23 protein-coding genes and 1 riboswitch are annotated in these 23,620 nt (G+C 66.2%); of the genes, 18 read left to right on the top strand and 5 right to left on the bottom strand.

Going from position 1 to position 23,620, the window contains the following annotated elements:
• Positions 1-7: 7 nt before the first annotated feature.
• Complete coding sequence (locus tag OG203_RS01205) at positions 8-1,231, bottom strand: lipase family protein (protein WP_405167744.1); 1,224 nt, start codon at positions 1,229-1,231, stop codon at positions 8-10.
• A 300-nt stretch (positions 1,232-1,531) separates the two neighbouring features.
• Between OG203_RS01205 and OG203_RS01200 the strand changes: the two genes are divergently transcribed.
• A complete protein-coding gene (locus OG203_RS01200; RefSeq protein ID WP_405163770.1) occupies positions 1,532-1,774 on the top strand; it encodes a hypothetical protein in 243 nt (80 codons plus the stop codon).
• 104 nt (positions 1,775-1,878) lie between these two features.
• On the opposite strand, the gene OG203_RS01195 is transcribed toward OG203_RS01200, so the two are convergent.
• Positions 1,879-3,003: a lipase family protein gene (locus tag OG203_RS01195; RefSeq protein ID WP_405167743.1), complete on the bottom strand. Its 1,125-nt coding sequence runs from the start codon at positions 3,001-3,003 to the stop codon at positions 1,879-1,881.
• A 210-nt stretch (positions 3,004-3,213) separates the two neighbouring features.
• On the opposite strand from OG203_RS01195, the gene OG203_RS01190 reads away from it, so the two are divergent.
• The 4 genes from OG203_RS01190 (at position 3,214) to OG203_RS01175 (ending at position 5,313) form a co-directional block, all read left to right on the top strand.
• Positions 3,214-3,729, top strand: a complete 516-nt coding sequence (locus OG203_RS01190; protein ID WP_405163769.1) for a DUF2599 domain-containing protein — start codon at positions 3,214-3,216, stop codon at positions 3,727-3,729.
• Between the two features lie 34 nt (positions 3,730-3,763).
• On the top strand, positions 3,764-4,459 hold the full coding sequence (locus OG203_RS01185) for an NAD(P)H-binding protein (RefSeq protein ID WP_405163768.1): 696 nt from the start codon (positions 3,764-3,766) through the stop codon (positions 4,457-4,459).
• 30 nt (positions 4,460-4,489) lie between these two features.
• On the top strand, positions 4,490-4,789 hold the full coding sequence (locus OG203_RS01180; RefSeq protein WP_396993548.1) for a putative quinol monooxygenase: 300 nt from the start codon (positions 4,490-4,492) through the stop codon (positions 4,787-4,789).
• Positions 4,790-5,085: 296 nt separating this feature from the next.
• Positions 5,086-5,313, top strand: coding sequence for a hypothetical protein (locus OG203_RS01175; RefSeq protein ID WP_405163767.1), 228 nt, complete (start codon positions 5,086-5,088; stop codon positions 5,311-5,313).
• 1,935 nt (positions 5,314-7,248) lie between these two features.
• Here the strand turns inward: OG203_RS01175 and OG203_RS01170 are convergent.
• Both OG203_RS01170 and OG203_RS01165 read right to left on the bottom strand, forming a co-directional pair.
• Positions 7,249-8,142 carry a helix-turn-helix domain-containing protein gene (locus OG203_RS01170; RefSeq protein WP_405163766.1) on the bottom strand — a complete coding sequence of 298 codons (894 nt, stop codon included), beginning with the start codon at positions 8,140-8,142 and terminating at the stop codon, positions 7,249-7,251.
• Positions 8,143-8,231: 89 nt separating this feature from the next.
• Positions 8,232-8,453: a DUF397 domain-containing protein gene (locus OG203_RS01165; protein ID WP_405163765.1), complete on the bottom strand. Its 222-nt coding sequence runs from the start codon at positions 8,451-8,453 to the stop codon at positions 8,232-8,234.
• Positions 8,454-8,779: 326 nt separating this feature from the next.
• Between OG203_RS01165 and OG203_RS01160 the strand changes: the two genes are divergently transcribed.
• The 4 genes from OG203_RS01160 (at position 8,780) to OG203_RS01145 (ending at position 12,027) form a co-directional block, all read left to right on the top strand.
• Complete coding sequence (locus OG203_RS01160) at positions 8,780-9,580, top strand: SAM-dependent methyltransferase (RefSeq protein ID WP_405163764.1); 801 nt, start codon at positions 8,780-8,782, stop codon at positions 9,578-9,580.
• 210 nt (positions 9,581-9,790) lie between these two features.
• The gene (locus OG203_RS01155) at positions 9,791-10,021 is read left to right on the top strand and encodes a hypothetical protein (protein ID WP_405163763.1); all 231 of its coding nucleotides are present in this window, start codon (positions 9,791-9,793) and stop codon (positions 10,019-10,021) included.
• Between the two features lie 240 nt (positions 10,022-10,261).
• Complete coding sequence (locus OG203_RS01150) at positions 10,262-11,524, top strand: PucR family transcriptional regulator (protein WP_405163762.1); 1,263 nt, start codon at positions 10,262-10,264, stop codon at positions 11,522-11,524.
• A 68-nt stretch (positions 11,525-11,592) separates the two neighbouring features.
• Positions 11,593-12,027: a CBS domain-containing protein gene (locus OG203_RS01145; RefSeq protein ID WP_405163761.1), complete on the top strand. Its 435-nt coding sequence runs from the start codon at positions 11,593-11,595 to the stop codon at positions 12,025-12,027.
• A gap of 21 nt (positions 12,028-12,048) precedes the next feature.
• On the opposite strand, the gene OG203_RS01140 is transcribed toward OG203_RS01145, so the two are convergent.
• The gene (locus OG203_RS01140; RefSeq protein ID WP_405163760.1) at positions 12,049-12,471 is read right to left on the bottom strand and encodes a pyridoxamine 5'-phosphate oxidase family protein; all 423 of its coding nucleotides are present in this window, start codon (positions 12,469-12,471) and stop codon (positions 12,049-12,051) included.
• 154 nt (positions 12,472-12,625) lie between these two features.
• Here OG203_RS01140 and OG203_RS01135 point away from each other — a divergent pair, with 154 nt between their 5' ends.
• The 9 genes from OG203_RS01135 to OG203_RS01095 all read left to right on the top strand — a co-directional run bounded on the left by OG203_RS01135 (position 12,626) and on the right by OG203_RS01095 (position 23,610).
• Entirely contained in the window at positions 12,626-13,942 is a 1,317-nt protein-coding gene (locus OG203_RS01135) for an aminotransferase class V-fold PLP-dependent enzyme (RefSeq protein ID WP_405163759.1), read from the top strand.
• A complete protein-coding gene (locus tag OG203_RS01130; RefSeq protein WP_405163758.1) occupies positions 13,939-15,219 on the top strand; it encodes a heavy-metal-associated domain-containing protein in 1,281 nt (426 codons plus the stop codon). The genes OG203_RS01135 and OG203_RS01130 overlap by 4 nt, the downstream gene beginning before the upstream one ends.
• On the top strand, positions 15,216-16,697 hold the full coding sequence (locus OG203_RS01125; protein WP_405163757.1) for a decarboxylase: 1,482 nt from the start codon (positions 15,216-15,218) through the stop codon (positions 16,695-16,697). The genes OG203_RS01130 and OG203_RS01125 overlap by 4 nt, the downstream gene beginning before the upstream one ends.
• Positions 16,697-18,019: a pyridoxal-phosphate dependent enzyme gene (locus OG203_RS01120; protein ID WP_405163756.1), complete on the top strand. Its 1,323-nt coding sequence runs from the start codon at positions 16,697-16,699 to the stop codon at positions 18,017-18,019. The genes OG203_RS01125 and OG203_RS01120 overlap by 1 nt, the downstream gene beginning before the upstream one ends.
• A 110-nt stretch (positions 18,020-18,129) precedes the next feature.
• The gene (locus OG203_RS01115) at positions 18,130-18,537 is read left to right on the top strand and encodes a hypothetical protein (protein WP_405163755.1); all 408 of its coding nucleotides are present in this window, start codon (positions 18,130-18,132) and stop codon (positions 18,535-18,537) included.
• A 71-nt stretch (positions 18,538-18,608) separates the two neighbouring features.
• Entirely contained in the window at positions 18,609-19,238 is a 630-nt protein-coding gene (locus tag OG203_RS01110) for a TetR/AcrR family transcriptional regulator (RefSeq protein WP_405163754.1), read from the top strand.
• A 106-nt stretch (positions 19,239-19,344) separates the two neighbouring features.
• Positions 19,345-19,515: riboswitch (M-box (ykoK) riboswitch) on the top strand.
• A gap of 258 nt (positions 19,516-19,773) precedes the next feature.
• The gene (locus OG203_RS01105) at positions 19,774-20,490 is read left to right on the top strand and encodes an MgtC/SapB family protein (RefSeq protein WP_405163753.1); all 717 of its coding nucleotides are present in this window, start codon (positions 19,774-19,776) and stop codon (positions 20,488-20,490) included.
• On the top strand, positions 20,487-22,223 hold the full coding sequence (locus tag OG203_RS01100) for an ABC transporter permease (RefSeq protein WP_405163752.1): 1,737 nt from the start codon (positions 20,487-20,489) through the stop codon (positions 22,221-22,223). The genes OG203_RS01105 and OG203_RS01100 overlap by 4 nt, the downstream gene beginning before the upstream one ends.
• Before the next feature lie 40 nt (positions 22,224-22,263).
• On the top strand, positions 22,264-23,610 hold the full coding sequence (locus OG203_RS01095; protein ID WP_405163751.1) for an AAA-associated domain-containing protein: 1,347 nt from the start codon (positions 22,264-22,266) through the stop codon (positions 23,608-23,610).
• Positions 23,611-23,620: the final 10 nt, after the last annotated feature.

The following is a 23,620-nucleotide window of genomic DNA, read 5'->3' as shown; positions in this document are numbered from 1 at the left end:
GGTGCGTTCAGCAGTTGGTCGGTGCCGGCTCCCCTCGGAAGCGGGCGTCGAGCCAGTTCAGCGCGTCGGGGATGCCGAGCACCGCCGCGGTGAGGTGATCGGGCACCGGGATCTGTTCGGCCTCCACCTTCGCACCGGCCGCGCACCAGCGCCTGTCGGTATTGACCACCGCGTCCACCGGGATCAGCCCGTCGATCGGCGAATGCCATTCGAACACAGGCGTTTTCGGCACGCCGTCGTAGAGCTCGAGGCTGTTCTCCTCGACCACCTGGCGTGCGGCGGGGTCGTTGATCATCGACGTCGTCTTCGCGAAATCGAGCGCGCCGTGGCCGGCGCCCGCGGAGAGGATGTCATTGGTGCAGCTGTTGGCCATCTGCGCGCGTGCAGCGAGGCCGCGGTCGTTCAGCTGATCGCTGAGCGGGAAGCGGTCGGGATATTCACGTTCCAGGCCGAGACCGGCGGCCAGCGCCAGCCCGAACACCGGATGCGAACCAAGGCCGAGCGATTCCAGCATTTTCACCAGGTTCATCGGCACGCCGCCCATAGCCGCGCCCGCGATATTCAACTCGGGCGCGTAGGTCGGCGCGAGCGCGGCCGCCCACGCGGTGGCCATGCCACCACCGGAGTAGCCGACCATCGCCACCGTGCTCTTCTGCACCTCGAGCTCGGCCACCTGTTTGACCGCGCGGATCCCGTCGAGGGTGATCTGGCCGCCCAGTTTCGCCGCGCCATAGGCGAAGTTCGGTCCGAGATGATCGGGCAACGCGACGGTCCAGCCGCGAGCGAGCAGTACATTCCAGCCCGGCGCCTCGCGGACGATCAGGTTCGGGTCACCGGTGTAAAGCACTTTGGAGACCGAGCATTCGGCGCCGAGGCCATTGATGATGTGCTGGAAGGACAGCAGCGGCCCGTCCTTGGCGTGTATCCGCGGGGTGAGCACGGTGGTGGTCGCCGCGATCGGCTGACCCTCGGAGCTGGTCGAGCGGAAGCGCACCACCGTCACCGTGGTGTCCGGGAAGATCGCCAGTGGCGGCATCGGGCGGGTCGCGATGACGTCGCCTGGCTTCTTGTCCGCGATGTCCGCCGGTGTCGCATAGAAGGGGTCCGGGTCGGGTACTGGATACAAGGGGGAGCTGTGGCCCGCGCCTGCCATGGTGGCGACGAGCACGAGCCCGGCCGCCATCGCGCCGAACGCACGAGCCAATCGTCTGCGGGTCGCTCCCCTGCCCATCGAACGTAGGGCCTGACTCATCGATAGGTGCCTCTCGAATGGTCCAACGTTGTGACTCATCCTCGACAATTTCGGCACCGAACGGCAGACAGCGCGGCGATCGTGTTGAGATGTCACAAGTGTGGAGCGACCAGTCTGTGATGGTTCTCCGCATTCGCTCGTGACACTGCCCCACCGCCGCGACCGTGCCCTGTGACATGTCCAGCCAACGAGACGGAACATGTTGCTATCCATGGCGCGGGCTCTACCTTCACAGGTACCGGCTCGGTGAACGCGCCGGGTCCGGAAGGAGACGGTGGCATGGACGGCACTGTGCGCAGACTCGCCTACCGCGAAGACGTCGACGAGGAGCCGACGCGGCGCGTCACCGTCTACTTCGACGGCCCGACCCCCGCCGACGCGATGGTTCTCGAGTACGCGGCAAGCCACACGGAGGCTTGGGAATTCACCTCCGCCGCGGTGTACGCGGGGCTCACCGTCACGGTGGACGGCATGGTGCGTCCCGGATTGCGCCGACTCCCCTGCCGATCACTCTGGCACTGAGCGGATTTCGGCCGACATGCGGCGAAAGTGGCCCAGTCTCAGCATCTTCTGCACGTCGGCAGCGCACGCCGCTCTGCACCGCGTGCATTTCTGGTCGAACTCGCTCAGTCCGGGTCGAGCACGCGACGTAGGAAGGCGACGGCGTCGGGCAGCGCTGCCCGCGCGGCGCCGAGGTGATCGCCTGGGTAGATGTGGGTTTCGAGATCGGTGCCCGACACACTCAGTTCGGCAAGCAGTTTCGCGGTCAACGGCGGCGGGACCTCCATGTCGGTCAGGCCCTGACCGATGAACAGCGGAACCGTATACCCGGCGGTCGGTATCCGCATCATCGCCGTGGCCGCCGCCACCAGCGCCGGATCGTTCAGCGGCTTGGCAAGCATCTCGCCGATCGGGACATCGGCAAGGCGGGCGTTGGCCTCGGTGACGCACTCGGACTCCACCACGCGCAGCGCCTCCTCGCCGGTCGGTGTCAGATAGCTGTCCACGTCGAGTTCCGGTGCGCTGGCCCGCAATCCGGCAAGCAGCATGGCGACGTAGGCGGTGGTCTTCTCCAGCGGCAACCGCGGTATCCACGGCCCGGCCAGCGGGAGCAGCAGGTCGAGATTCGACGGCGGACCGGTGGCCGCCGCGCCGCGCAGCCGCAGTTCCGGCGCGTCGGCGGGCCCGAGATGCGCGGTGAACAAAGCGGCTTGCGCACCCTGCGACTGGCCGAGCACCGCCCACTTGGTGCCGAGCGTCGGCGCGATCGCCCGCGCCGCCCGGACACCGTCGATCACGCTGCGCGCCTGCGAGGGTCCGTCCAGATACGGGTGCGTGCCCGGCGTGCCGAGCCCGACGTAGTCCGAGATCACTACCGCGTACCCGGCCCGCAACAGCTCCGGATACAGCGAATCCAGGTAGTACACACGGGGTTCCAGGGTGAACGCGCATTGGTCGGCGATGCCGGTGGTGCCGTGCGCGTAGGCGACGATCGGCCAGCCGCCCGGCGGCGGCGGGCCCGGCGGCACGTAGACCGCGCCGGTGCTCTGCATCGGCCCGCGAGGCCCGCGCGACCAATAGGTCAGCCGCTCGGCCGTCGCCGCGCCGTCCACTCGGAATTGCCCGGTCAGTTGCGCCAGATTCGTCACGGTCCCCGGCGCTTCACCGGCACCGGCCATCGCCGGGGTCGACAGCGCGACCCCCACCGAGATCACGACGCCAGCCGCCCCCGCCATGATCCGTGTACACATCATCGAACGACTATCCCCACCGCCGCATCCGCAGGCAAGCCACCACAATCGGTGGCCGACGCGGGGCCGCCCGTCGTTTCCCAGTCGGTTGCCGGGCCAAGGCTAGGCTTGGCTACGGGCACAAGCACTGTCGAAGGTACCGGCCGGTCGCTAGGCTCGGAGACAGGGTCGGGTCGCACACGGCCCGATACGACGCGGAAAGGAGCCGGAGTGGGGCACCCGAACCGCGCACCGCGGCGGGCCGATGTCGTGCTCCACGCCCGAACGACCCTGCTGTTGTGTGCGGCGCTGCTACCGACGGCCTGCGGATCGAGCACCTCCGCGCAGCCAAGCACCACTTCTCCTGTCACCACAACGATTTCCGCGCCGCCGCCGACACCGACGTCCGCGGCACCGCCCAGCGTCGACCCGTACGCGGGGATGCCGCTCATCGACCACGCCGACTGGACCAAGGCCATCGACGGGCCCAGGCTGCTCGTCTACCCCACGCCCGCCGGACGGCAGGACACCTTTCCCGGCACCGACGAACGCGCCTGGCAGGAGGTGATCGCGCAGGCACCCGACGCGAACACACCAGGCATGCGCGATCAATTCCTTTGCCATTGGACCTGGGCGCGGCTGGTCGAACCGGACAAACCGAGTTGGAATCTGGAACCCTGGCGTCCGGCGGTCGGTTATCAGGCCACCGTCGAAGCCAAGTGCAATCCGGGTGGCCCCGAACGCTGAGTCCGAACCCACCCCCGACAGGAAGGACCGACCCATGCGCACTGTCATCGCAGGCGGACACGGAAAGATCGCCCTGCTGCTCGCCGAGCTGCTCAGCCGTCGCGGCGACCAGGTGGTGTCGCTCATCCGCAATCCGGACCACGCCGCCGACGTGACCGCCGTCGGCGCCGAACCCGTTGTGCTCGATCTGGAAAAGGCCGATGCGGCGGACCTGGTCGCGACCCTGAAAGGCGCCGACGCGGCGGTTTTCGCGGCGGGCGCGGGACCGGGCAGTAGCGCCGAGCGTAAGTACACGGTCGACCGGGACGGCTCCGTCCGGCTGGCCGAGGCCGCCGAACAGGCGGGTGTTCGCCGTTTCGTGCAGATCTCCACGCGGGGCGCCGGTCAGCCGCCCGCACCTGGGTCCGACGACATCTGGGCCGCCTATATAGACGCCAAGACGCAGGCCGAGTCCGACTTGCGCGGGCGCGCGCTCGACTGGACGATCCTGCGACCGGACCGCCTGGTCGATACCCCGGGTACCGGCCTGGTCACCTTGACCACATCCCCCATTCCGCACTCCGAGGTCGCCAGGGCTGACGTCGCCGCGGTGGTCGCCGAACTACTCCCCGCGACACACACCGCCGGCACGACACTCGAGCTCGTCGTCGGCGACACGGCGATCAGCCAGGCGGTCGCGGACCTCGCCGGGCGCGTCACTTCGGATGGCGCTGCCCCCCTTACCGATTGACGTTCACCTTCTCGTTAGGAGTGAGCAACCTTGTTCAGCCGCATCGTATCCATGAAAATCCGGGAGGGATCGCGCGCCGACTTCCTCGACGCCATCTCCCGCAGCGCCGTGTCGTCGCTGCGGGACGAGCCGGGTTGCCTGCGTTTCGATGTCTGCGCCGACCGCCTCGACCCGCATCGATTCTTCCTCTACCAGCTATATACCGATGACGAGGCGGCCGAGGCGCATCGCTTCACCGAACATTTTCTGGCGATGCGGGCCGCCGCCGACAAGTACGTGGAGCCCGGGACCCAGATTCACTACAGCACAGACGTCCTTTTTGCCAACTAACGGTCTTATTGGTACACCGTGTCAGCAAACTTGCAGACGCCTAATCCCGCAGGTGCGCTTGCAAATCGATCGTGCAGATGTACTTGCATCTGAAAGCCACAGCGACCTAAACTCAGTCGCGCAACGCTTTACAGGGGACATCAGGGGATGGCCGGATGGTCGAGCCGAAGGCCGAAGTCGCCGTTGGTCCACTGCCGCCAAACGTCAGGGGCGTTCGAATGAACCAACCACTCTCTGGCGGTCGGCTCGGAATAGCCGCCGCCGCACTGGTCGACAAGCCAGCGAACGGTATAAAAATGAGCACACCGTCGGCCCGTAGCGGCCAAAGGAACACCGCGTACTCGCGGGAAACCGCCGTCGCGTTCGTCATCGATGCGGTCGAGTCCAAGGGTGCGGCCACCCGGCACGATTTCGATATCGACCGGATCGTTACCACGGCGCACGATGTGGTGGACGATTGGGACTTCCACACCATGCAACCGTCGACATTCTGGCGGATAGCCTCCAGCTTCATCAAACAGTGAGACTTCCGGGCATCTCGATGTCCGGCGGACGCCGAATTGCCTTGTGCCGCAAGCACTGAGCCACCTAGCTCCACTGGCGATGATCCACCCTCTGGCCCAGGGTTTGCGGCACAAGGCACTAAGGCGCCGACTAATGTCGAACTGCCCGACGGCACATACGTCACATGACGCAGTGTCCATAGTGAACTACCTTGCGCCCACGTCGAATTGACTGGCGCACAGAACGCACCCGCCGAACCGCATTGCCCCCGCGCCGATCCGCTCGACGCATATACCGAACCGCACTGCACCCGCGCCGATCCGCCCGACGCATATACCGAACCGCACTGCACCTGCGCCGATTCGCTTGACGCCGAGGCAGAGCATGCCGACTCGCATTGCGCCCGAGCCGGTCCGCGCGACACACGGGCTGCACACCCCAAATCACGCAGCCCACGCGCTAATCTACATCGCACGCGCTCCACACAAGCAGAATCGCATGCCCCTCGGGCCGATTCGCTTGACGCGGAGGCTGCGTATACCGAATCGCCTTGCATCCATACCGGACCGCGCCACACGCGAGCCGCACACCCCGAATCACATCGCCGTCGTATCGCTCCGCTCGACGCGCATACCGAATCGCATTGCCCCCGCGCTGATTCGCATGACGCGGAGGCCGCGTATACCGAATCGCCTTGCATCCATACCGGACCGCGCCACACGCGAGCCGCACACCCCGAATCACATCGCCGTCGTATCGCTCCGCTCGACGCGCATACCGAATCGCATTGCCCCCGCGCTGATTCGCATGACGCGGAGGCCGCGTATACCGAATCGCCTTGCATCCATACCGGACCGCGCCACACGCGAGCCGCACACCCCAAATCGCCTTGCTCTCGTGTCGATCCGCATGCCGCGCGCTCCGTACCCACCGAGTCGTTTCGGCCGCGCGCCGCGTCACCTGCCGCACCTGCCACCCACGCCGAATTGCCTTGCCCTCGTGTCGATCCACATGGCACGCGCTCCGCACATACCGAGTCATATCGGCCACTCACCGCTCCACTTGTCGCGCCTGCCGAACTGCATTGCCCCCGTGTCGCTCCACCTGACACACGCGCGGTACATCCCGAATCGCATTGCCCCCGTGTCGACCCGCATGCCGCGCGCCCCGCACATACCAAGTCGCGTCGCCCGAGCGCCACCCCACCTGCCGAATCACATTGCCCGCGCGCCGATCCGCCTGACATGCGCGCGGTACTCCCCGAGTCACATTGCCCACGTGCCGACCCGCATGCCACGCGCCCCGCACATACCGAGCCGTGTTGCCCGCGCGCCGATCCACCCGCCGCGCGTGCCGAATCACATTGGCCGCGTGCCGCTCCACCTGACATGCGCGCGGTACACCCCGAATCGCGTTGCCCCCGCGTCGATCCGCATGCCACACGCCCCGCGCATACCGAGCCATGTTGCCCGCGCGCCGATCCACCTGTCACACATGCCGAATCGCATTGCCCGTGTATCGATCCGCTTGGCACGCGCTCCGCACATACCGAGTCGCATTGCGAGCGTGCCGAATCGCATGGCGCTCGTGCTGAGTTGACCAGCGCCGCCGACCCTGCGCCCTTCGGTGCCATCGGCCCGGTATAGCCTTGCTTTCCCCCACCGAATTGCCCTGCGCCACAGGTACTTATCTCGCGGTTCAGTATCGAAAGCGTGGGCCGCGGCAGCCCATTATCGGCAGCTGATTGCGCATTGGACCGCGTGGCGCGCGAAGCCATCGGATAGGTCCCCACCGAATAGTTATGTTGCGCTGAACCGCGCACAGAGCCCGAACGAACCCGATATGTCCGGGAGGGGACAGCGCACGATCCAGACCACCACGGCCGACTTCGTGACGCGCGGTGTTCTGGTCTGTACGTTGTGACGCGTTCCCGCATGATCCCCTCGAAGGGGTGATCAGTAACCGTAACCTTCGGCGTACTTTCCGAGGATTTCCACCGACTTCTCCGGCCGCTCGGCCTGCACGCTCAGTCGGTCCATGACCGAGAGATACAGCGCCAGGTCTTGTCTGCGATCCAGATACAGTGCACTGGTCAGGTGTTCGAGATATACGATGTCCGGCAGCTCGGACTCAGCGAAGCGCAGGATGCTGAATGAGCTACCCGCGGCGGCGTGTTCACCCGCCGAGTACGGCAGCACCTGAACGGTGACGTGCGGCAGACTGGCGAGCTTGATCAAGTGCTCCATCTGCTCGCGATGTACCCGAGGACCGCCGACCGGACGATGCAACGCAGCCTCGTCGATGACCGCCCACACGATCGGCGGCTCCGTCCGATGCAGAATCTCTTGCCTGCGTTGGCGTACCTGGACCCGCCGATCGGTATCGGCATCCTCATACCCGAGCGCCACTACCGCCCTGGCGTATTCGGGGGTTTGCAGTAGTCCGGGAACAAGATGCGCCTCGTAGGTGCGGATCTTGCTCGCTGCCTGTTCGAGACCGAGGTAGGTGCCGAACCACTGCGGCAGCAGATCGCTGTAGCGATGCCACCAACCGGGCTCGTTCGCCTGCCTGGCCAGATCGAGGAACCGCTCGCGCTCTTCGACGTCGTCGACGCCGTATAGCGACAGCAAGTCCCGGATATCGCGTTCCTTGAAACCGGTGCGGCCCAACTCGAGACGACTGATCTTGGCATGCGAGCCACGGATGGCGTCGCCCGCCGCCTCTCGGGTGATTCCTTTTGCCTCACGCAGTCTGCGCAACTGGCCGCCCAGTGCGATTCGTAGCACCGTCGGACCACGTTCCGCGACAACGGGATGCACCTGACCATCGTCGTCGGGTTCAGCGATCATGGAGTTCGTCTCCGATACTCGGGGGTTACCCACAGTGTGTCACAACCACCTGTCGCGAAACACACCGCACCGATCGCTAATGTTACCGCTCAGCTCGTCAGATAGTCGAACTCCCCGGCCTTCGCGCCGCGAACGAACGCATCGATTTCCGGGCGGGTGTAGAACAGCGTCCCGCCTTCGGGATCCCGGGAGTTCCGCATAGCTACCTGGCCGTTGGTCGCCTCGGCGACCTCGACGCAGTTGCCACTCGGGTTGCTGTAGGTGCTCTTGCGCCATGAGCCAGTGACCTTGTTGATGGATGTATCCGACATGTTCCCCACTCCTCCGGTTAACGCTAGGTTTGGCAATCGGTTGTGCATCTGCACGCTCAAACGTTCTTGCATCTGCACCAACACTTTGGACGATAGCACGAAGTTCGCCGCAGCGCGCCTACTAATTCGGACCATCCGGTCCGGGATCTGAGGCGCCAATGTTTCGACCAACGAAGGGACTGGTCAGGCCGTCGATCGCGACTGCCGGGAAGGGTTGAATCTTGTACTGTCGCAGGGCAGATCGGATGTATCAGTCATTCGCGACACCCCCGGTGCACGCTCGCCGAACACGTGCTGACACCGGCATTCTCGAGGAGCCCAAGCCCATGCCAGAAGAGGACAACAGCCCCGTGATCCGGACCGATATTCCGCACTCGGCGCGCATCTGGAACTACTGGATGGGTGGCAAGGACTATTACGAGATCGACCGGATCGCGGGCGACGCCGGCATCGAGGTCGATCCCGAAATCACGACCATGGCGACGCAATCGCGCCAATTCCTCATCCGCGCCGTCCGTTATCTGACAGACACGGCGGGGCTGCGCCAGTTCCTCGACATCGGCACCGGCCTGCCGACCATGCAGAACACCCACGAGGTCGCCCAGGCGATCGCGCCGGAATCGAAGGTCGTCTATGTCGACAACGACCCGATGGTGCTGGTGCAGTCAAGAGCCTTGCTGACCAACACGACTCGCGAAGGCGTGACCACCTATATGGACGCCGACTACAACGATCCCGACGGCATCGTCGCCGATGCGCAGAACGTGCTGAACTTCGACAAGCCGATCGGCGTCATGTTCATGGGGGTACTCGGCCACGCCGCGTCCGCCGCAGACATGTCCCATATCGTGCGGACCGTCGTGGCCGCCGTGCCATCCGGCAGCTACCTCGTCGCCTGGGACGGCACCGACGACAGCGCGGACTACGTGAAGCTCTGCGAAAACTACTCCGGCACCGGCGGCGCGCCCTATCTGCCGCGTCCCAAGGAACAGATCCGCGAAATCTTCGACGGCCTGGAACTCGTTGAGCCAGGCTTCGTTTCGATCACCCAGTGGCGAACCGAACCCGCTGAAAACGCCCTGACCAGGCCGATCTCTGCCTACTGTGCGGTAGCCCGCAAGCCATAGTCCGATCGGGTACGACAACGGCGGTCATCGATGACCGCCGTTCCGCTCGAATTCGACCTCAGTTCATCGCGACCGTCTGTGCAAATGTACTTGCATCTGTAAGCGACGGCGGCATAGACTCGGACCCATATCGGGGAGGTACGCAGGGAGATTCGAGCCGGCGGCGCCTACACAGCAACTCCCCACACGCCACACGCGAGGGGCGGTCGAATGAGCCAGCCATTCCGGACTCCCCGCCGGGTTGCCGTCATCGGCACCGGCGTCGAGACTTTGCGGCACTATCCCGCTCCGGTCACGGTATCCGACTGCGGTGTCGAACCACCCGGCCTTACCTATCGGCTAGCGCGTGACATCCTGTCTGCCCACGAGGTACACGGCCCGCAGTGCAGGCAGTGGCTCGCTGCGGCCGCCTACCTGTCCGCCGGACTCGACGACGAGTAGTCGCTCGAATCCGTTGGCACGCATCGATGTTCGCGGCAGCCGCACATTCCGTGCAGCATAACGCGCGAGCGCGCCGATGTCCCGGCACAGTGCGATGTCACGAATGGGTCACCCCGATAATGCCGTAGGCTCCCAATGGATCTCGCCGATAACTTCCCAGGCGCAGTACCCTTTCGTATAGTGAGCCGAACGATTCGGGCACAGTTCTATTACGCCCGACGTGGCAATGGAGCGACCCGAATGACCTTCTCCGCGCTGCATCTTCCCGCTGATTCCTCCGACACGGCGCTGGAAATCGGCGGCCAGCCGGCTTCGGTACCGCTGCAGAACACCGACCGTGTCGCCGCACGGATGGTGGGTTACTTCGCCACCTGCATGGCACCGTGCCGCTCCCTTCCCGGCGAACAATTGCGCGGTGACATCACCAAACTCACCCGCAGCTGCCTCGGCCTCGTCGCCGAAATGTTCGACCGGCGTACCGTTCCCGGCGACGAGCAATTCGGTGAGGTACGCGAGGCCGCCGCCCAGTGGGCCAGGGAGGGCGTGCCACTCAGTACTATCCTGCGCGGCTACCACGAGGGCGTGCGCATCGCGTTCGGCCTGGTCACCGCGCCCGCCAGGGCCGACGACGTGGACGAACTGCTGGTCGCCACCGATCTCATGCTGGAACTACTCGAGGCGGTCACCGCCGCCGTGGCCGATGCCTATGTCGATGAACAGCATCTCGTCGCCAAGGAACATCAGACCGCCGCGCAGACCCTCGCCTCGGCGCTGCTGAGCGGGCGGGGCAGCTCGGCGCTGGCCAGGCAGGCCGGCATCCCGATCGCCGACGCGTATCAGGTAGTGGCGCTATCGCTTTCGGAGCATCCGGACGAACGCGATCAGCGGGTCGACGCGCACGTCGCGGCCCGCCGCAAGCTGCGCAGGCTGCAATCCGCGCTGGCCACCGTGTTCGCCTCGCGCGCACTGGCGCTGCTCAGCACCAAGGGCGGCACGATGCTCATCCTGGCGGGCGACGGCGGCGACGCGACGATGACCGCCGAGACATTGGCCCGGCTGGCCGAGGCGGCCGAGGTGCCGCTCACCGCGACGGTCGTCGCCAGCGGCACCGACGAGGTGCCCGAATCCGCCGACCAGGCACACGAATTGCTCAATCTGGTCCGGGTGGGTGGCAAGCCCCCTGGCCTATATCACATGGCCGATTTGGCCGTGGAATATCAACTGACCCGCGGCGGCCCGGCGACCCGGCGGATCGCCACGATTCTCGACCCGCTCGAAGCGCACGCCGAACTGTTCGAGACCATGCGCGCTTACCTCGGCAACGATATGAACCGCCAGCTCACCGCACGTCAGCTGTATGTGCACCCGAATACCGTCGACTATCGGCTGCGCCGCATCGCGCAGCTCACCACCATCGACCTCGCCACCTCGGCGGGGATTTCGCAGGCGGCGATCGCCCTGCTTGCCCGCGATTTGGACAATAGCGTCACCCGTCGTTTGTGACGGGGCACTAGCCACCGGGGCGCGAACTTGGGATCCTGAAACTGCCGCGGACACTGGATGGTGAAAGTATGCGAATAGCCGAGATATTGCGCAGAAAAGGTAGCGACGTGGCCACTGTCGCTCCCGATACGACAATACGGAGCCTGCTGGCCACGTTGGCCGAGTACAACATTGGCGCGGTTGTCGTGTCACGTGACGGCGATGGGATCGTCGGGATCATCTCCGAACGCGACGTGGTGCGCAACTTACACGCGCGCGGCGCGGAGCTGCTCGATACGCCCGTGTCGGAGATCATGACCACCGATGTGCGCATCTGTGCGCCCGACGACCTGGTCGACGGGTTGCGAAACACGATGACCGAGCATCGGATTCGACACCTGCCCGTTGTCGATCAGGGCAGGCTGGTCGGCATCGTCAGCATCGGCGATGTAGTGAAGAGCGCGATCTCCGAACTCGCCACCGAGCGTGAGCACCTTGTCGAGTACCTACAGGGTAACTACTAGCCCGGCGGCGACGGTTCGGCCTCACACGCTCCCGAGGTCGGCGGACAGCCAGTGCTCGGGCCGCAGATAGATCGCGACCTGATCGCCGAAGCCGGCCGCATGCTCCATGTACTTGTCGACGGCATCCCCGCTCAGATAGCGGTGCACCATTTCCAGGTGCAGTTCTTCAGTGATCGGCACGATCCTGGAGACCGAGCCCTCCACCGTCACATACCGAGTGGTCGGCTTCATTCGGTGCACCATCAAGGAGAAACGCCCGGACTCCTTGATCAGCCGTAGCTTCCGTGACTCGGCCCCGGTCAGCACCCACAGCTCGGATCCGGGCTCGTACTGGTACCAGATGGGCACGGTCAGCGGGCCCCGGCCGGGACCGCCCGCCACGGACAACGCCGCGATATGCGGCTGCGCGAGGAACTCTTGACGCTCTTTCAAGGTCAAAGCCATGGGTCCACCCTAGTAGGTGAAAGCTGTTGCCCTCGAAGGGCATGCGGGTAGGAATGTCCGAGGCCGCGATAACCTTCGAAGACGCTGCCAAAAGTGCGTATCGTTGGTGGCGTCCAACGCACGTGTGAAGCGGTTTTGCGGAGGGAGCGTCACGTTGCGATCCCATGCCTCGAGGTCGCATTTCGCGCGGCCATCGGCCGCCCGACTATCGGCGGCGTCGACGCAGACCCCCGCCGACATTCGCAAGCTGTTTCCCGCGCTGGCCGAATCCACCGAAATCTATCTGGACAGCGCCGCGACGACGCAGAAGCCGCTGCCGGTCATCGAGACCATTCATCGGTATCACAGCTCACGAACCGCCAATGCCGGGCGCGGCACCTATCCGTGGGCGACCAGCCTCACCACCCGACTGAGCAGAATCCGTGATCGCACGGCGACCTTCATCGGCGCCGAGCATCCCGACGAGGTGGTCTTCACCGCGGGCGCCACCGCGGCGCTCAACGCCGTCACGCTGTCCTGGGGATTGGCCGTCCTGGAGGACGGCGACGAAATCCTTTACAGCCCAACCGATCACGCGTCGAACGTGCATCCGTGGTATCACCTGCGCGGGCTGCTCGCCCGGTTCGGGCGCCGAATAGAGTTGGTCCCCTACCGGGTCACCGACACCGGCGAGGCGGACACCGCCGACATCCTCGCCAAGGTCACCCCGCGCACCCGACTGATCACCACCAGCCACCTGCACCACGTCTACGGCGGCCTGACCACGCTCGCGCAGCTGCGCGGCCTGCTCGATCCCGCCATCCTGCTGTGTTTCGACTGTAGCCAGAGCGGTGGGCACGTGCCGGTGGACGTGACCCAGCTCGGCGCGGACTTCGCGATCTTCGCCGCGCACAAGATGTTCGGCGCGCCGGGAACCGGAATCCTGTACTGCCACAGGCGAGTCCACGATAGTCTTGTGCCATTCCTGCCCGGCGGTAACTCGGGGGTGCTGGTGAGCGAGGCTGGGCTGGTGCCGGCGGCGATGCCCGCGCTGCTCGAGGGCGGCACGCACAATATCCCCGGTATTCTCGCGCTCGGCAGCGCGCTCGAGGTGCTCGAGTCGTTCGATATCGGCGTCATCGCGGCGCACAATCGCGAGCTGACCGTGCGGCTCATCGAGGGTCTTCGCCCCATCAGCGGCCTCGAATTCCTGCCTGGCCCAGCGCATGCGCCGAGCGCGCGCGGCTACGGCATCGTCTCCTTCACTCTCGACGGGATCTCCGCGACCGACCTCGGATTCGTACTGAGCGAACTGGGTTTCCTGGTGCGCACCGGCCTGCACTGCACCGTCGCGGTCAAGGACAGCGCCGTCGATCAGCACCTCGCCGACGCCGACGATTCCGTGCGGGTCAGCACGCACATCTACAACACCGCCGACGAGATCGACCGATTCACCCAGTGCGTCATGACGATTGCCGAGGAGGTCAGATGACCATGGACACCCCGCGCTACGACCGGCGGGCCGCGTCCCGGGTGCTCGCCGGGCTGGCGCAGCCTGGTCTGTTCGCGACACCGGTGCCCGTCCCCGACCGGCGCAGGTTCGAATTCACCTGCACCGCACTGCATACCGAGCCGAACAGTCACCTCACCTATTCGCAGCGGCTGTATCTGGAGCGGTTCATGCGGCCGTGCCGGTCGTACCAGGTCACCAGTGCGACCCATCGGATCACCTGGACCGACAGCGACGGCATCCCCAATACCGGCCACTATCGCGCCGACGGGCTCGGCCCGCTGGTGCCGATCGCCATGCGCGAGACCGTCCTTGCGCTGTGGCACGCGTTGGACGCGAATACCGCCTTTGCCCAACGCATTTCCGCGCTCGGCCCACGTGATCACGCGATGCTGGACGGCACGACCACCGACCACGAGCCGATGGATATCTTCCGGGTCGGTATCGAGGCCGCGGGGCGAGCACTGGCCCAGCACGCCCTGCTTGCCAGGCAGACGCCGTATCGCGGCGCGGCCGAATTCGCCCTCGGCATGCGCGAATCCGGCCTCTTCTCCGCCGTCGCCACGCGCTGGTATTGGGAGCTGCAGGCCTCGACCTACCGGCGCGGGATGATCCCGGTGACCCTGATCGCGCAGCCGGACGGCACGGTGCGCTATTCCGCCGAGACGGTCGCGACGTTGCGCGCGATGAAGGACGCGACGATCGCCGACGCGCACACGGTGATGCGCCGGGCCACCCACGTCGAAGGGCTCAGTATTCCGGCGGCACTGGCCAAGTATCACGACGACCTCGACCTCATCTCGCGTCAGTACGCGCTGCTGCCCGCGGGTACAAGACCCGCCTGCCTGGCCGCGATGCCGCATCATCTCGGCGGCGGGCACTACAGCATCCTGCCGGTGGTGGTCGATCAGTTCGTCGCGGTATTCGGCCAGCTCGCGAACCGATGCGAGCTCGTCGAGGTGAGCGCCGACCTGGACGAGAGCATCGCCGATCGGGCAGCCACCGCCGAGGATCAGGTGTTCTACGTGCCGGATATGACCTGTAAGCACTGCGTCCGGACGATCGGCGGGGTACTGGAGTCGATGGATATCCGGGTGGTCGAGATCGATCTGATCAGCAAGCGAGTGGTCGCCGAATTCCGCAGTCCACGCAACCGTGCCAGGGCCTTCGAGGCCATCCGGGACGGCGGCTACAACCCGGTCGCCGAACGGCCCGAGATCGCGGCGGAGGGTGCCCTGCCGTCGGAAACCGCGGTATGACGGCACCGACTCCGGCGCTGCCCGCGAAGATCGATCCGCTGGTGCGCGCCTTCCTGGATACCCCCGGCGCCGTTGCGGCGGCGCTGAAGCGGTTCGGCTCGCCGGTGCACCTGGTGTTCCCGCAGGTGTACGCGGAGAACCTCGCGCAGTTTCGCAATGCGCTCGATCAGCTGCTGACCCAGCACCGAATCTGCTACGCGCACAAGGCGAATCAATCCCGCGCGTTCGTGCGAACGGCCGCGCGGGCCGGAATCGCCATCGACGCCACCTCGCCGCAGGAGGTGACCAGTGCGATCGCCGCCGGGTTCGGGCCGCAGCATATCGAGGTGACCGGGCCGAAAGGTGATGTGTTCCTGCGTGATCTGATCGATCGGGGTCTCACGATCAACGTGGACAACCTGTGGGAGTTGGCGCGCATCCCCGAGTTGGCCGGTGCACACACCGAAGTGCCGGTGCTGCTTCGGGTTTCCGGATTCGACGACGGTCAGGTGAGCCGGTTCGGGGTGCCGCTCGGGCACATCGAGCGCGCCTTCGATCTGCTGGCAGCGCACCGTGATCGAATCATGTTCCTCGGGTTCGCGTTTCACCTCGACTCCGGTGACACCGGCGAACGGATTCGCGCGATCGACGCGTGCCTGGCGCTGGTCGAACGAGCCTACGGGCGTGGGTTGACGCCGTCGGTGCTGAATATCGGCGGCGGGTACCGCCAGGTCTTCACCGAGGACGCCGATCAGTTCGACGCGTACGTGCACGCGCTGCGCGAATCGCTGCTCGGCCGCGGCGAGCCGATGAGCTGGGGCAGCAATACCTTCGGCTATCACGTGGCCGGTGGCGCGGTGCACGGGATACCGGTATTCCATAAGTACGCCAACACGATTCCGGCGACCAGGATGCTCGAGGACTTGTTCACCGCGCCGCTGGAACGGCACGGCGGGCGCACCGTCGCCGAGGTGGCCTCGGACAATCTGTTGGACATGTGGCTGGAGCCGGGCAAGGCGCTGGTCGATCATGCGGGGGTGACGGTGGCCATGGTCGAGTTCGTCAAGGAGATCGCCGACGGCAGTGTGCTCGTCAATGTCGACCTCAGTCGTGACTCGGTGACACCGGCCGATCAGGAGGTGATGGTCGATCCGATCATCCTGCCGAGGCACGGCGTCTCGAACGAAACCTCGCCCGTCGGCGTGTATTTCGCCGGACGGCTCTGCTTGGAGCGTGACCTGATCACCAATCACAAGGTGTGGCTATCGGAGCGACCGCGCCCCGGGGATCTGGTGGTGTTCCCGAATACCGGTGCCTACCACATGGATCTGTCCGCGGCGACGGCGTCGATGCGGCCGCCGCCGATCAAACTGGCGGTCGCGCACCGCGGTGGCGCGTTCCACGTCTGCCTCGACGCCGACTACGAACCGGACCCGCCGATCGGGCCACCGCAGCAGCACACACCACGGCGTTCGCCGATGCCGAGCGAGGCGCCCTGATGCGCTACGACCACATCACCGAACTCATCGGCAACACTCCCCTGCTTCGCCTCGACCCCGCGGTGCACGGCCTGCGCAATGTCGAGCTGTACGCGAAGCTGGAGTCGTACAACCCCTTCGGCTCGGTCAAGGACCGGGTGGCGTGGGGCATGATCCGCGACGAGCTCGATGGCATCGTCGCCAACGGGCAGAGCTTCATCGAAGCGTCGAGTGGCAATACCGCCAAGGCGCTGCGGATTCTCGGCGCGATGCACGGTGTCGGGCTGCGCGCGGTGACCAACCGGATCAAGGTCGCCGAGGTGCGAGATCTGTTGCAGCTGTTGGGGACCGAGATCGTCGAGCTGCCCGGCTTGTCCGAATGCCCCGATCCGACCACGCCGAACGACGTGTACTCGGTGATCGAGGCGACGATGGCGCAGCAGCCCGACGCCTACTTTCATCCGTCGCAGTACACCAACGAGAAGAACATCGAGGCCCATCACCACGGCACCGGCCGGGAGATCCACGAAGACCTGGCCGCCGACGGCATCAACCGGGTCGACTATCTGATCGGCGGACTCGGCACGACCGGTTCGACCAGGGGTACCGCCACCTACCTGCGCAAGCACAATCCCGAATTGCGCACCATCGCAGTCGTTTCCGACCGCACCGACTTCATTCCCGGGATCCGCTCGGAGAGTGAGATGTGGGATGTCGGCCTGTTCCAAGCCGACTTCTACGACGACATCGTGAGCGTCGAAGCCGGGAACGCGGTAGACGCCGCGCTTCGGCTTGCCAGCGGTTACGGCATCCTGGCCGGTCCGACCAGCGGGGCCAGCTATGCGGCTGCGTTGGAAATGCTTGCTGCATTAGATGTTTCGGATCACGACGGCCCGGTCGTCGCCGTGTTCATCGTCTGCGATCGGCTGGAACCGTACCTGTCCTACATCAAGAAGCGCAGGCCCGAACTGTTCGACCGCGGCGGCCGCCGACCCGCGCTCACCGCGGCCGAACAGGCTGTCACGCCGACGCTTTCGCCCGGCGAGCTGGCCGAGCTGGAGCGCACCGGCAAGCCGACCATCGTCGACACCCGCGGCTCGATGGCCTATCGGATCGGGCATGTGCCCGGCGCGTTGAACATTCGCGACGATCAGCTCGATGACATGTTCGCCCAGGGCATCCCGTTCCCCCGCTCACGACCGGTGGTGTTCGTCTGTCCGGTGGGCGAGCTGTCGCTGCGCTTCGCCACCCGCGCGAAGCAGGCGGGTTACGACGCGAGCAGCCTGGCGGGCGGCATCGTTGCCTGGCGGGATGCCGGACTGCCGCTGGAAAGTGGCGGGTGACGCGCGCGGGCCATCCGCCATTCCGCGCGTGTCTCTTTCGGGTCGCGCGGAGACTACACACCAAGCGCGGAAGCCAGCGCTGTCGCCACGTCCGAGAGAGATGATTCCTCATGTACCGGTCGAAGAAATCCATCGCCGCCGCCCTGACCTCGTTCGGTGCCATCACCGCTGCCCTGGTGCTCACCGCGCCCGCCGCACCGGCCGCGGTCACCGCCGTCGGGGTGGCGCCCGGACTGAGTTTCGGCAGCTCCAGCTCGTTCGGCACGAACTGCTCTTACATCGCGACGGCCACCGCGGCTCCCGGCGACGTCGTCGGATTCTTCGATCCCACCGGCACCTTCGACCCCGCGGGCTGGGTCACCGTCCCGACCTCGGGCACCGTCACCGCGAAGTGGACACCGCTGATCCCCGGCAATCACACCGTTTTCGCGGTGCACAACTCCGGCGCGTTCGTCTCGACCGCGGCCACCGTCGGCAACGGCGTCACCCTCGGCCCCGCTTGCCTCGTATTGCCCTGAGCACGCGGCCGAGCGGCCCGTCGGCACCCACGCCGACGGGCGCGCCGCCGACCAGGCACTAGTCTGGTGCGGTGCAATCAGGCCAGGAATCAGACGACGACGCGGGCCCGCGGATCTGGGGCGGCACGACCCTCACCGAACGCAGAGAGGCGCGCCGCACCGCGCTACTCGAGGCCGCGCTCGATCTGATCGGCGAAGCGGGCGCCAGCGGGGTCACCATGCGCGCGGTCTGTCGCAGGGCCAACCTCACCGACCGGTACTTCTACGAGAGCTTCACCAGCCGCGACGAGCTCCTTGACGTGCTCTACCGGCAGGTCGCCGAGGAGTTCCTGCAGCCGATGACCGCGTTCGCCGCGACCGACGAACCGACCCGCGACCGCGAACTGGCCAGAATCCTGGTCGACAAGGTGCTCGACGACCCGCGCAAATCCCGGCTGTTCCTGGTCGAGCCCTACTCGAGCACCGGCCTCGGCCAGACCACCATCTCGGTGATGCCGGTGTTCACCCGGCTCATGCAGGACCACCTGTTCGCCCACATCGACGACCCGGTCAAACGCAGGCTCGCCGCGGTCACCATGGCCAGCGGCAACGCGGGCATGTTCTCCGCCTGGCTCAACGGCTCGCTACGTGCCACCCGCGACGAGATCATCGACCACTGCGTCGCGGTGATCACCGCGTACCGCTCGCTCTACAAGTCCTGACCCGACGCGTTCTCGGTTCGCGCACAACGGAATTGGGCCCGAAGTGCGACCGCGATCACATCCGGGTTGCAGATGTTTCCGTTCAGGTGTTTACTTGCGACCGCAAGGTGCCGATCGTTCGCTGAGGCTCCTTCACGGAAACAGGCCAGCGACCCCGAACGTCGAGAGACGCCCCGGGTCAGGACAGATCTCCCCGGCTTAAGGGGTGATCCCGATTGGCTCCCGACCCACCGGGTTCACGCCGTGAAGTGCCAAAGGTCTTACGAGGAGGGGCACGACCGGCGCTTTCTGCCAAGAAAGATGACCCAGCGCTGGGTTCCCTCGTAGCGCTCTGCAACGATCAAGTACGTGACGCTCGGCTTTGCCGTGCGCTGATGGACGAAGGAGGTGAGCCGGATGCCCGGCGGTAATAGTCCGTATCCCCCGTTAGCCAATTGTTCACCCGGTGACACCTCAACAGCCGATTTGATTTCGGGACATACCCCGTAACCTGCTGTTTTCGACGGTGCGCTGACAAAGTTCAGGGAGTGCGGTCATGACAACAGTGGAAATGATCCTGCGGCTGCTCGCCGGCGTCGGCCTCGGCGCGGCCATCGGCTTCGAGCGCCAGTATCGGGCCAGGATGGCGGGCCTGCGCACCAACGCGCTCGTCGCCGCCGGCTCCACACTGTTCGTGCTGCTTTCGGCGAACGGCTTCTCCGGCGGCGACGCCGACCCGACCCGCGTCGCCGCACAGATCGTGTCCGGCATCGGCTTCCTCGGCGCCGGAGTCATCATTCGTGACGGGCTCAACGTGCGCGGCCTCAACACCGCGGCCACCCTGTGGTGCGCGGCGGCGGTCGGCGCGCTGGCCGGTGCGGGGATGTACAGCACGGCGGCGGCGGGAACGGTCGCGGTGGTCGGCGTCAATGTCGCACTGCGTGCGGCCGGACGCGCCGTGGACAAGCAACCCGAAGCCGGTCACGAACAGCCCGCCTCCTACGCGTTCGCCGCCGTCACCAACGACGACAACGAAGCCCACGTGCGCGCCCTGCTCGTACAAGCGTTGACCCGCACCGACTTTCAGCTCATCTCCATCTCCAGCGCGAACACCGGCACCCCCGGCCGGGTCGAGGTGCGCGCCGAACTGTTCGGCGACCAGCGCGACGACCGCCAGATGGAGTCCGCGGTCAGCAGGCTCAGCCTGGAACCGTCGGTGACCAGCGTCGGCTGGCATATCGCTACTACGGATGTGAAGGGCCCGCAGGCATGACGTTGCTTCGTTCTTTCCCTGCGGGCAGCGCGCTCGACCGGCCGCGCAATCGGTTCGCCGACGCCGTCGTGTTCGTCGGGGCTGCGGTGCTGATCTGGCTGGTCGTGCGCGTGTCGGCCAGCGCGAACGTGCCGTTCGACCAGGCCGCGGCGCCCGCCACCGTGTCCACCGATCCGGCGCAGCTGCCCTACTACGCGGCGCGCTCGCTGCTGCGGATGTTCGCCGCGCTCGGGCTGTCGATCCTGTTCACCTTCGTCTACGCGACCGCGGCGGCGCGGTTGCGGCGAGCCCGGACGGTACTGCTTCCGCTGCTCGACATCCTGCAGTCGGTGCCGATCCTCGGGTTCCTGTCGATCACCGTCGCCGGGTTCATCGCGCTGTTCCCCGGCTCCCAGCTCGGCCTCGAAAGTGCCTCCATCTTCGCGATTTTCACCTCGCAGGCGTGGAACATGGCGTTCGCGTTCTATCACAGCCTGGCCGCGCAGCCGCGCGAGCTGGACGAGGCGGCGCGCAATCTGAGACTGTCACGCTGGCAACGGTTTTGGCGCGTCGACGTGCCAAGCGGCATGATCCCGCTGGTCTGGAACGGGATGATGAGCTTCGGCGGCGGCTGGTTCTTCCTGGTCGCGTCCGAGGCGATCAGCGTGAACAACCACGAATACGCGTTGCCCGGCATCGGCTCCTATGTCGCGACGGCCACCGGGGACGGCGATCTCGGCAAAGTGTTCATCGCGATCGGCGTGATGATCGTGATGGTCGTCGGGGTGAACTTCCTCTTCTGGCGCCCACTCACCGCGTGGGCCGAGCGGTTCCGGGTGGAGGACACCGGTGCCGCCGAAGCGCCGCGCAGCGTGATGCTGAATCTGTTGCGGCGCTCGCACATTCCGCTGTTGCTCGGCAAGGTGTTCGGTCCGCTGGTGTCGCCGATCGATCGGCTGATGAGCGTGTTCGGGCTCGCCGAGTACCCACTGCACTCCTCGCCGGTTCGGCGCCGCGCCGGTGATCTCGTGTTCGCCGCGGTCGTCGCGGTGGGTGTCGCCTACGGCGGGTATCGGGTGGCCGACTACATCGAATCCACCGCCGGATTCGGCGAGGTCGGGCATGCGTTCGGGCTCGGCTTCCTGACGCTGCTGCGGGTGGTCGTGCTGCTGGTGTTCGCCACCATCGTGTGGGTGCCCATCGGCGTGTGGATCGGGTTGAACCCCAAGGTTTCTCGGCTCGCGCAGCCGGTGGTGCAGGTGCTGGCCAGCTTCCCGGCCAACTTCCTGTTCCCGTTCATCACCGCCGTTCTCGTGTGGAGCGGAGCCAGCCTGAACTGGGCTGGCACCATCCTGATGGCGCTCGGCGCGCAGTGGTACATCCTGTTCAACGTCATCGCGGGCGCGAGCGCGGTGCCGACCGATCTGCGCGAGGCCGCGGCCAACCTGCAGCTGCCGCGAAAACTGTGGTGGCGCAGGCTGATCCTGCCCGCCATCTTCCCCAGCTATGTGACCGGCGGGATCACCGCGGCGGGTGGCGCGTGGAACGCGTCCATCGTCTCGGAGGTCGTCGACTACGGATCGACAACGCTGGTGGCGGCGGGGCTCGGCTCCTATATCCACGAGGCGACCAAAGTCGGTGACTCACCACGGATTCTGATCGGCGTGCTGGTCATGAGCATCTATGTGGTCGGCATCAACCGGCTGTTCTGGCGGCGGCTCTACGCACTGGCCGAACGGCGGTACTCGCTGTGAACGCCCGCTGTTTCTCCATTCGTTCGACGGGAGACCGACCATGACCGTGACCACCACCGACGCCAACCGCGATGTGCTGCTCGACATCTCGGGGGTCGGCAAGCGATTCACCGGTGCCGCGGGCGACGAGTTGCGGGTGCTCGACGGTATCGATCTGCAGCTGCGCAGCGGCGAAATCGTCGCACTGCTCGGGCGTTCCGGCTCCGGCAAGTCCACGCTGCTTCGCATCATCGCCGGGCTCATCGCGCCGTCCGACGGCGAGGTGACCTACCGGGGCACCCCGCTCAACGGCAGCAATCCCGGTGCCGCGCTGGTGTTCCAGTCGTTCGCGCTGATGCCGTGGCTCACCGTGCAGGACAATGTCGAGCTCGGGCTCGCCGCGCGCAACGTGCCGCCCGCCGAGCGGCAGCAGCGGGCGCTGGCCGCCATCGACATGATCGGCCTCGACGGCTTCGAATCCGCCTATCCGAAGGAGCTTTCCGGCGGCATGCGCCAGCGGGTCGGGTTCGCCCGCGCACTGGTGCTCGAGCCGGACCTGCTGCTCATGGACGAGCCGTTCTCCGCGCTCGACGTGCTCACCGCGGAGAACCTGCGCACCGAACTCGTGAACCTGTGGGCCACCGACGGTTTCCCCACCAAGGCGATCTGCGTCGTCACGCACAACATCGAGGAGGCCGTGCAGCTCGCCGACCGGGTGCTCGTGCTCGGTTCCAATCCCGGTCGCATCATCGCCGAAATCGCGGTGTCGCAACAGCGCCCGCGCGATCGGCGCGCGCCGTGGTTCGAGGCCATGGTCGATCAGATCTACGGCCTGCTCACCGGCCGTGACACCGAACCCGTTGTCGCGGAACCGGATAAGGCCACCCCCACCGCGCAGCCGCTACCCGACGCCTCGGTCGGCGGCCTCGCCGGTCTGGTCGAACTCGTCTACGCCACCGGCGGCCGCGCCGACCTGCCCGATATCGCCGACGAACTCAACTTCGAGATCGACGACCTGCTCCCCCTCGTCGATGCCGCCGAAATGCTCGGCTTCATCACCGTCGAGGACGGCGACGTCCTGCTCACCGACATCGGCACCCGCTTCACCACCGCCGATATCCAGGAGAGCAAGCGCATCTTCGCCGAACAAGCCCGCCACCGCGCCCCCCTGGTCCGCACCATCTGCAAGGGCCTCACCGGCAGCTCCGACGGTAGCTTGCGCGCGGGTTTCTTCCTCGATCTGCTGCGCCGCGGGTTCGGGCCGGAAGATGCTCGGCGGCAACTCGATATCGCGATCGATTGGGGTCGGTACGCCGAGTTGTATGACTACGACACGGATTCCGACAAGATCACGGCGGATCCGGCGGCTCAGGTCTTCGACGGCGTTCGGGGTAAGTGGACGACGTAGGGTAGGTCGG

Origin of the sequence: Nocardia sp. NBC_01499 (genome assembly GCF_045040275.1) — a bacterium.
Taxonomy (GTDB): Bacteria; Actinomycetota; Actinomycetes; order Mycobacteriales; family Mycobacteriaceae; genus Nocardia.
This window is presented reverse-complemented; position numbering and strand designations above follow the sequence as displayed.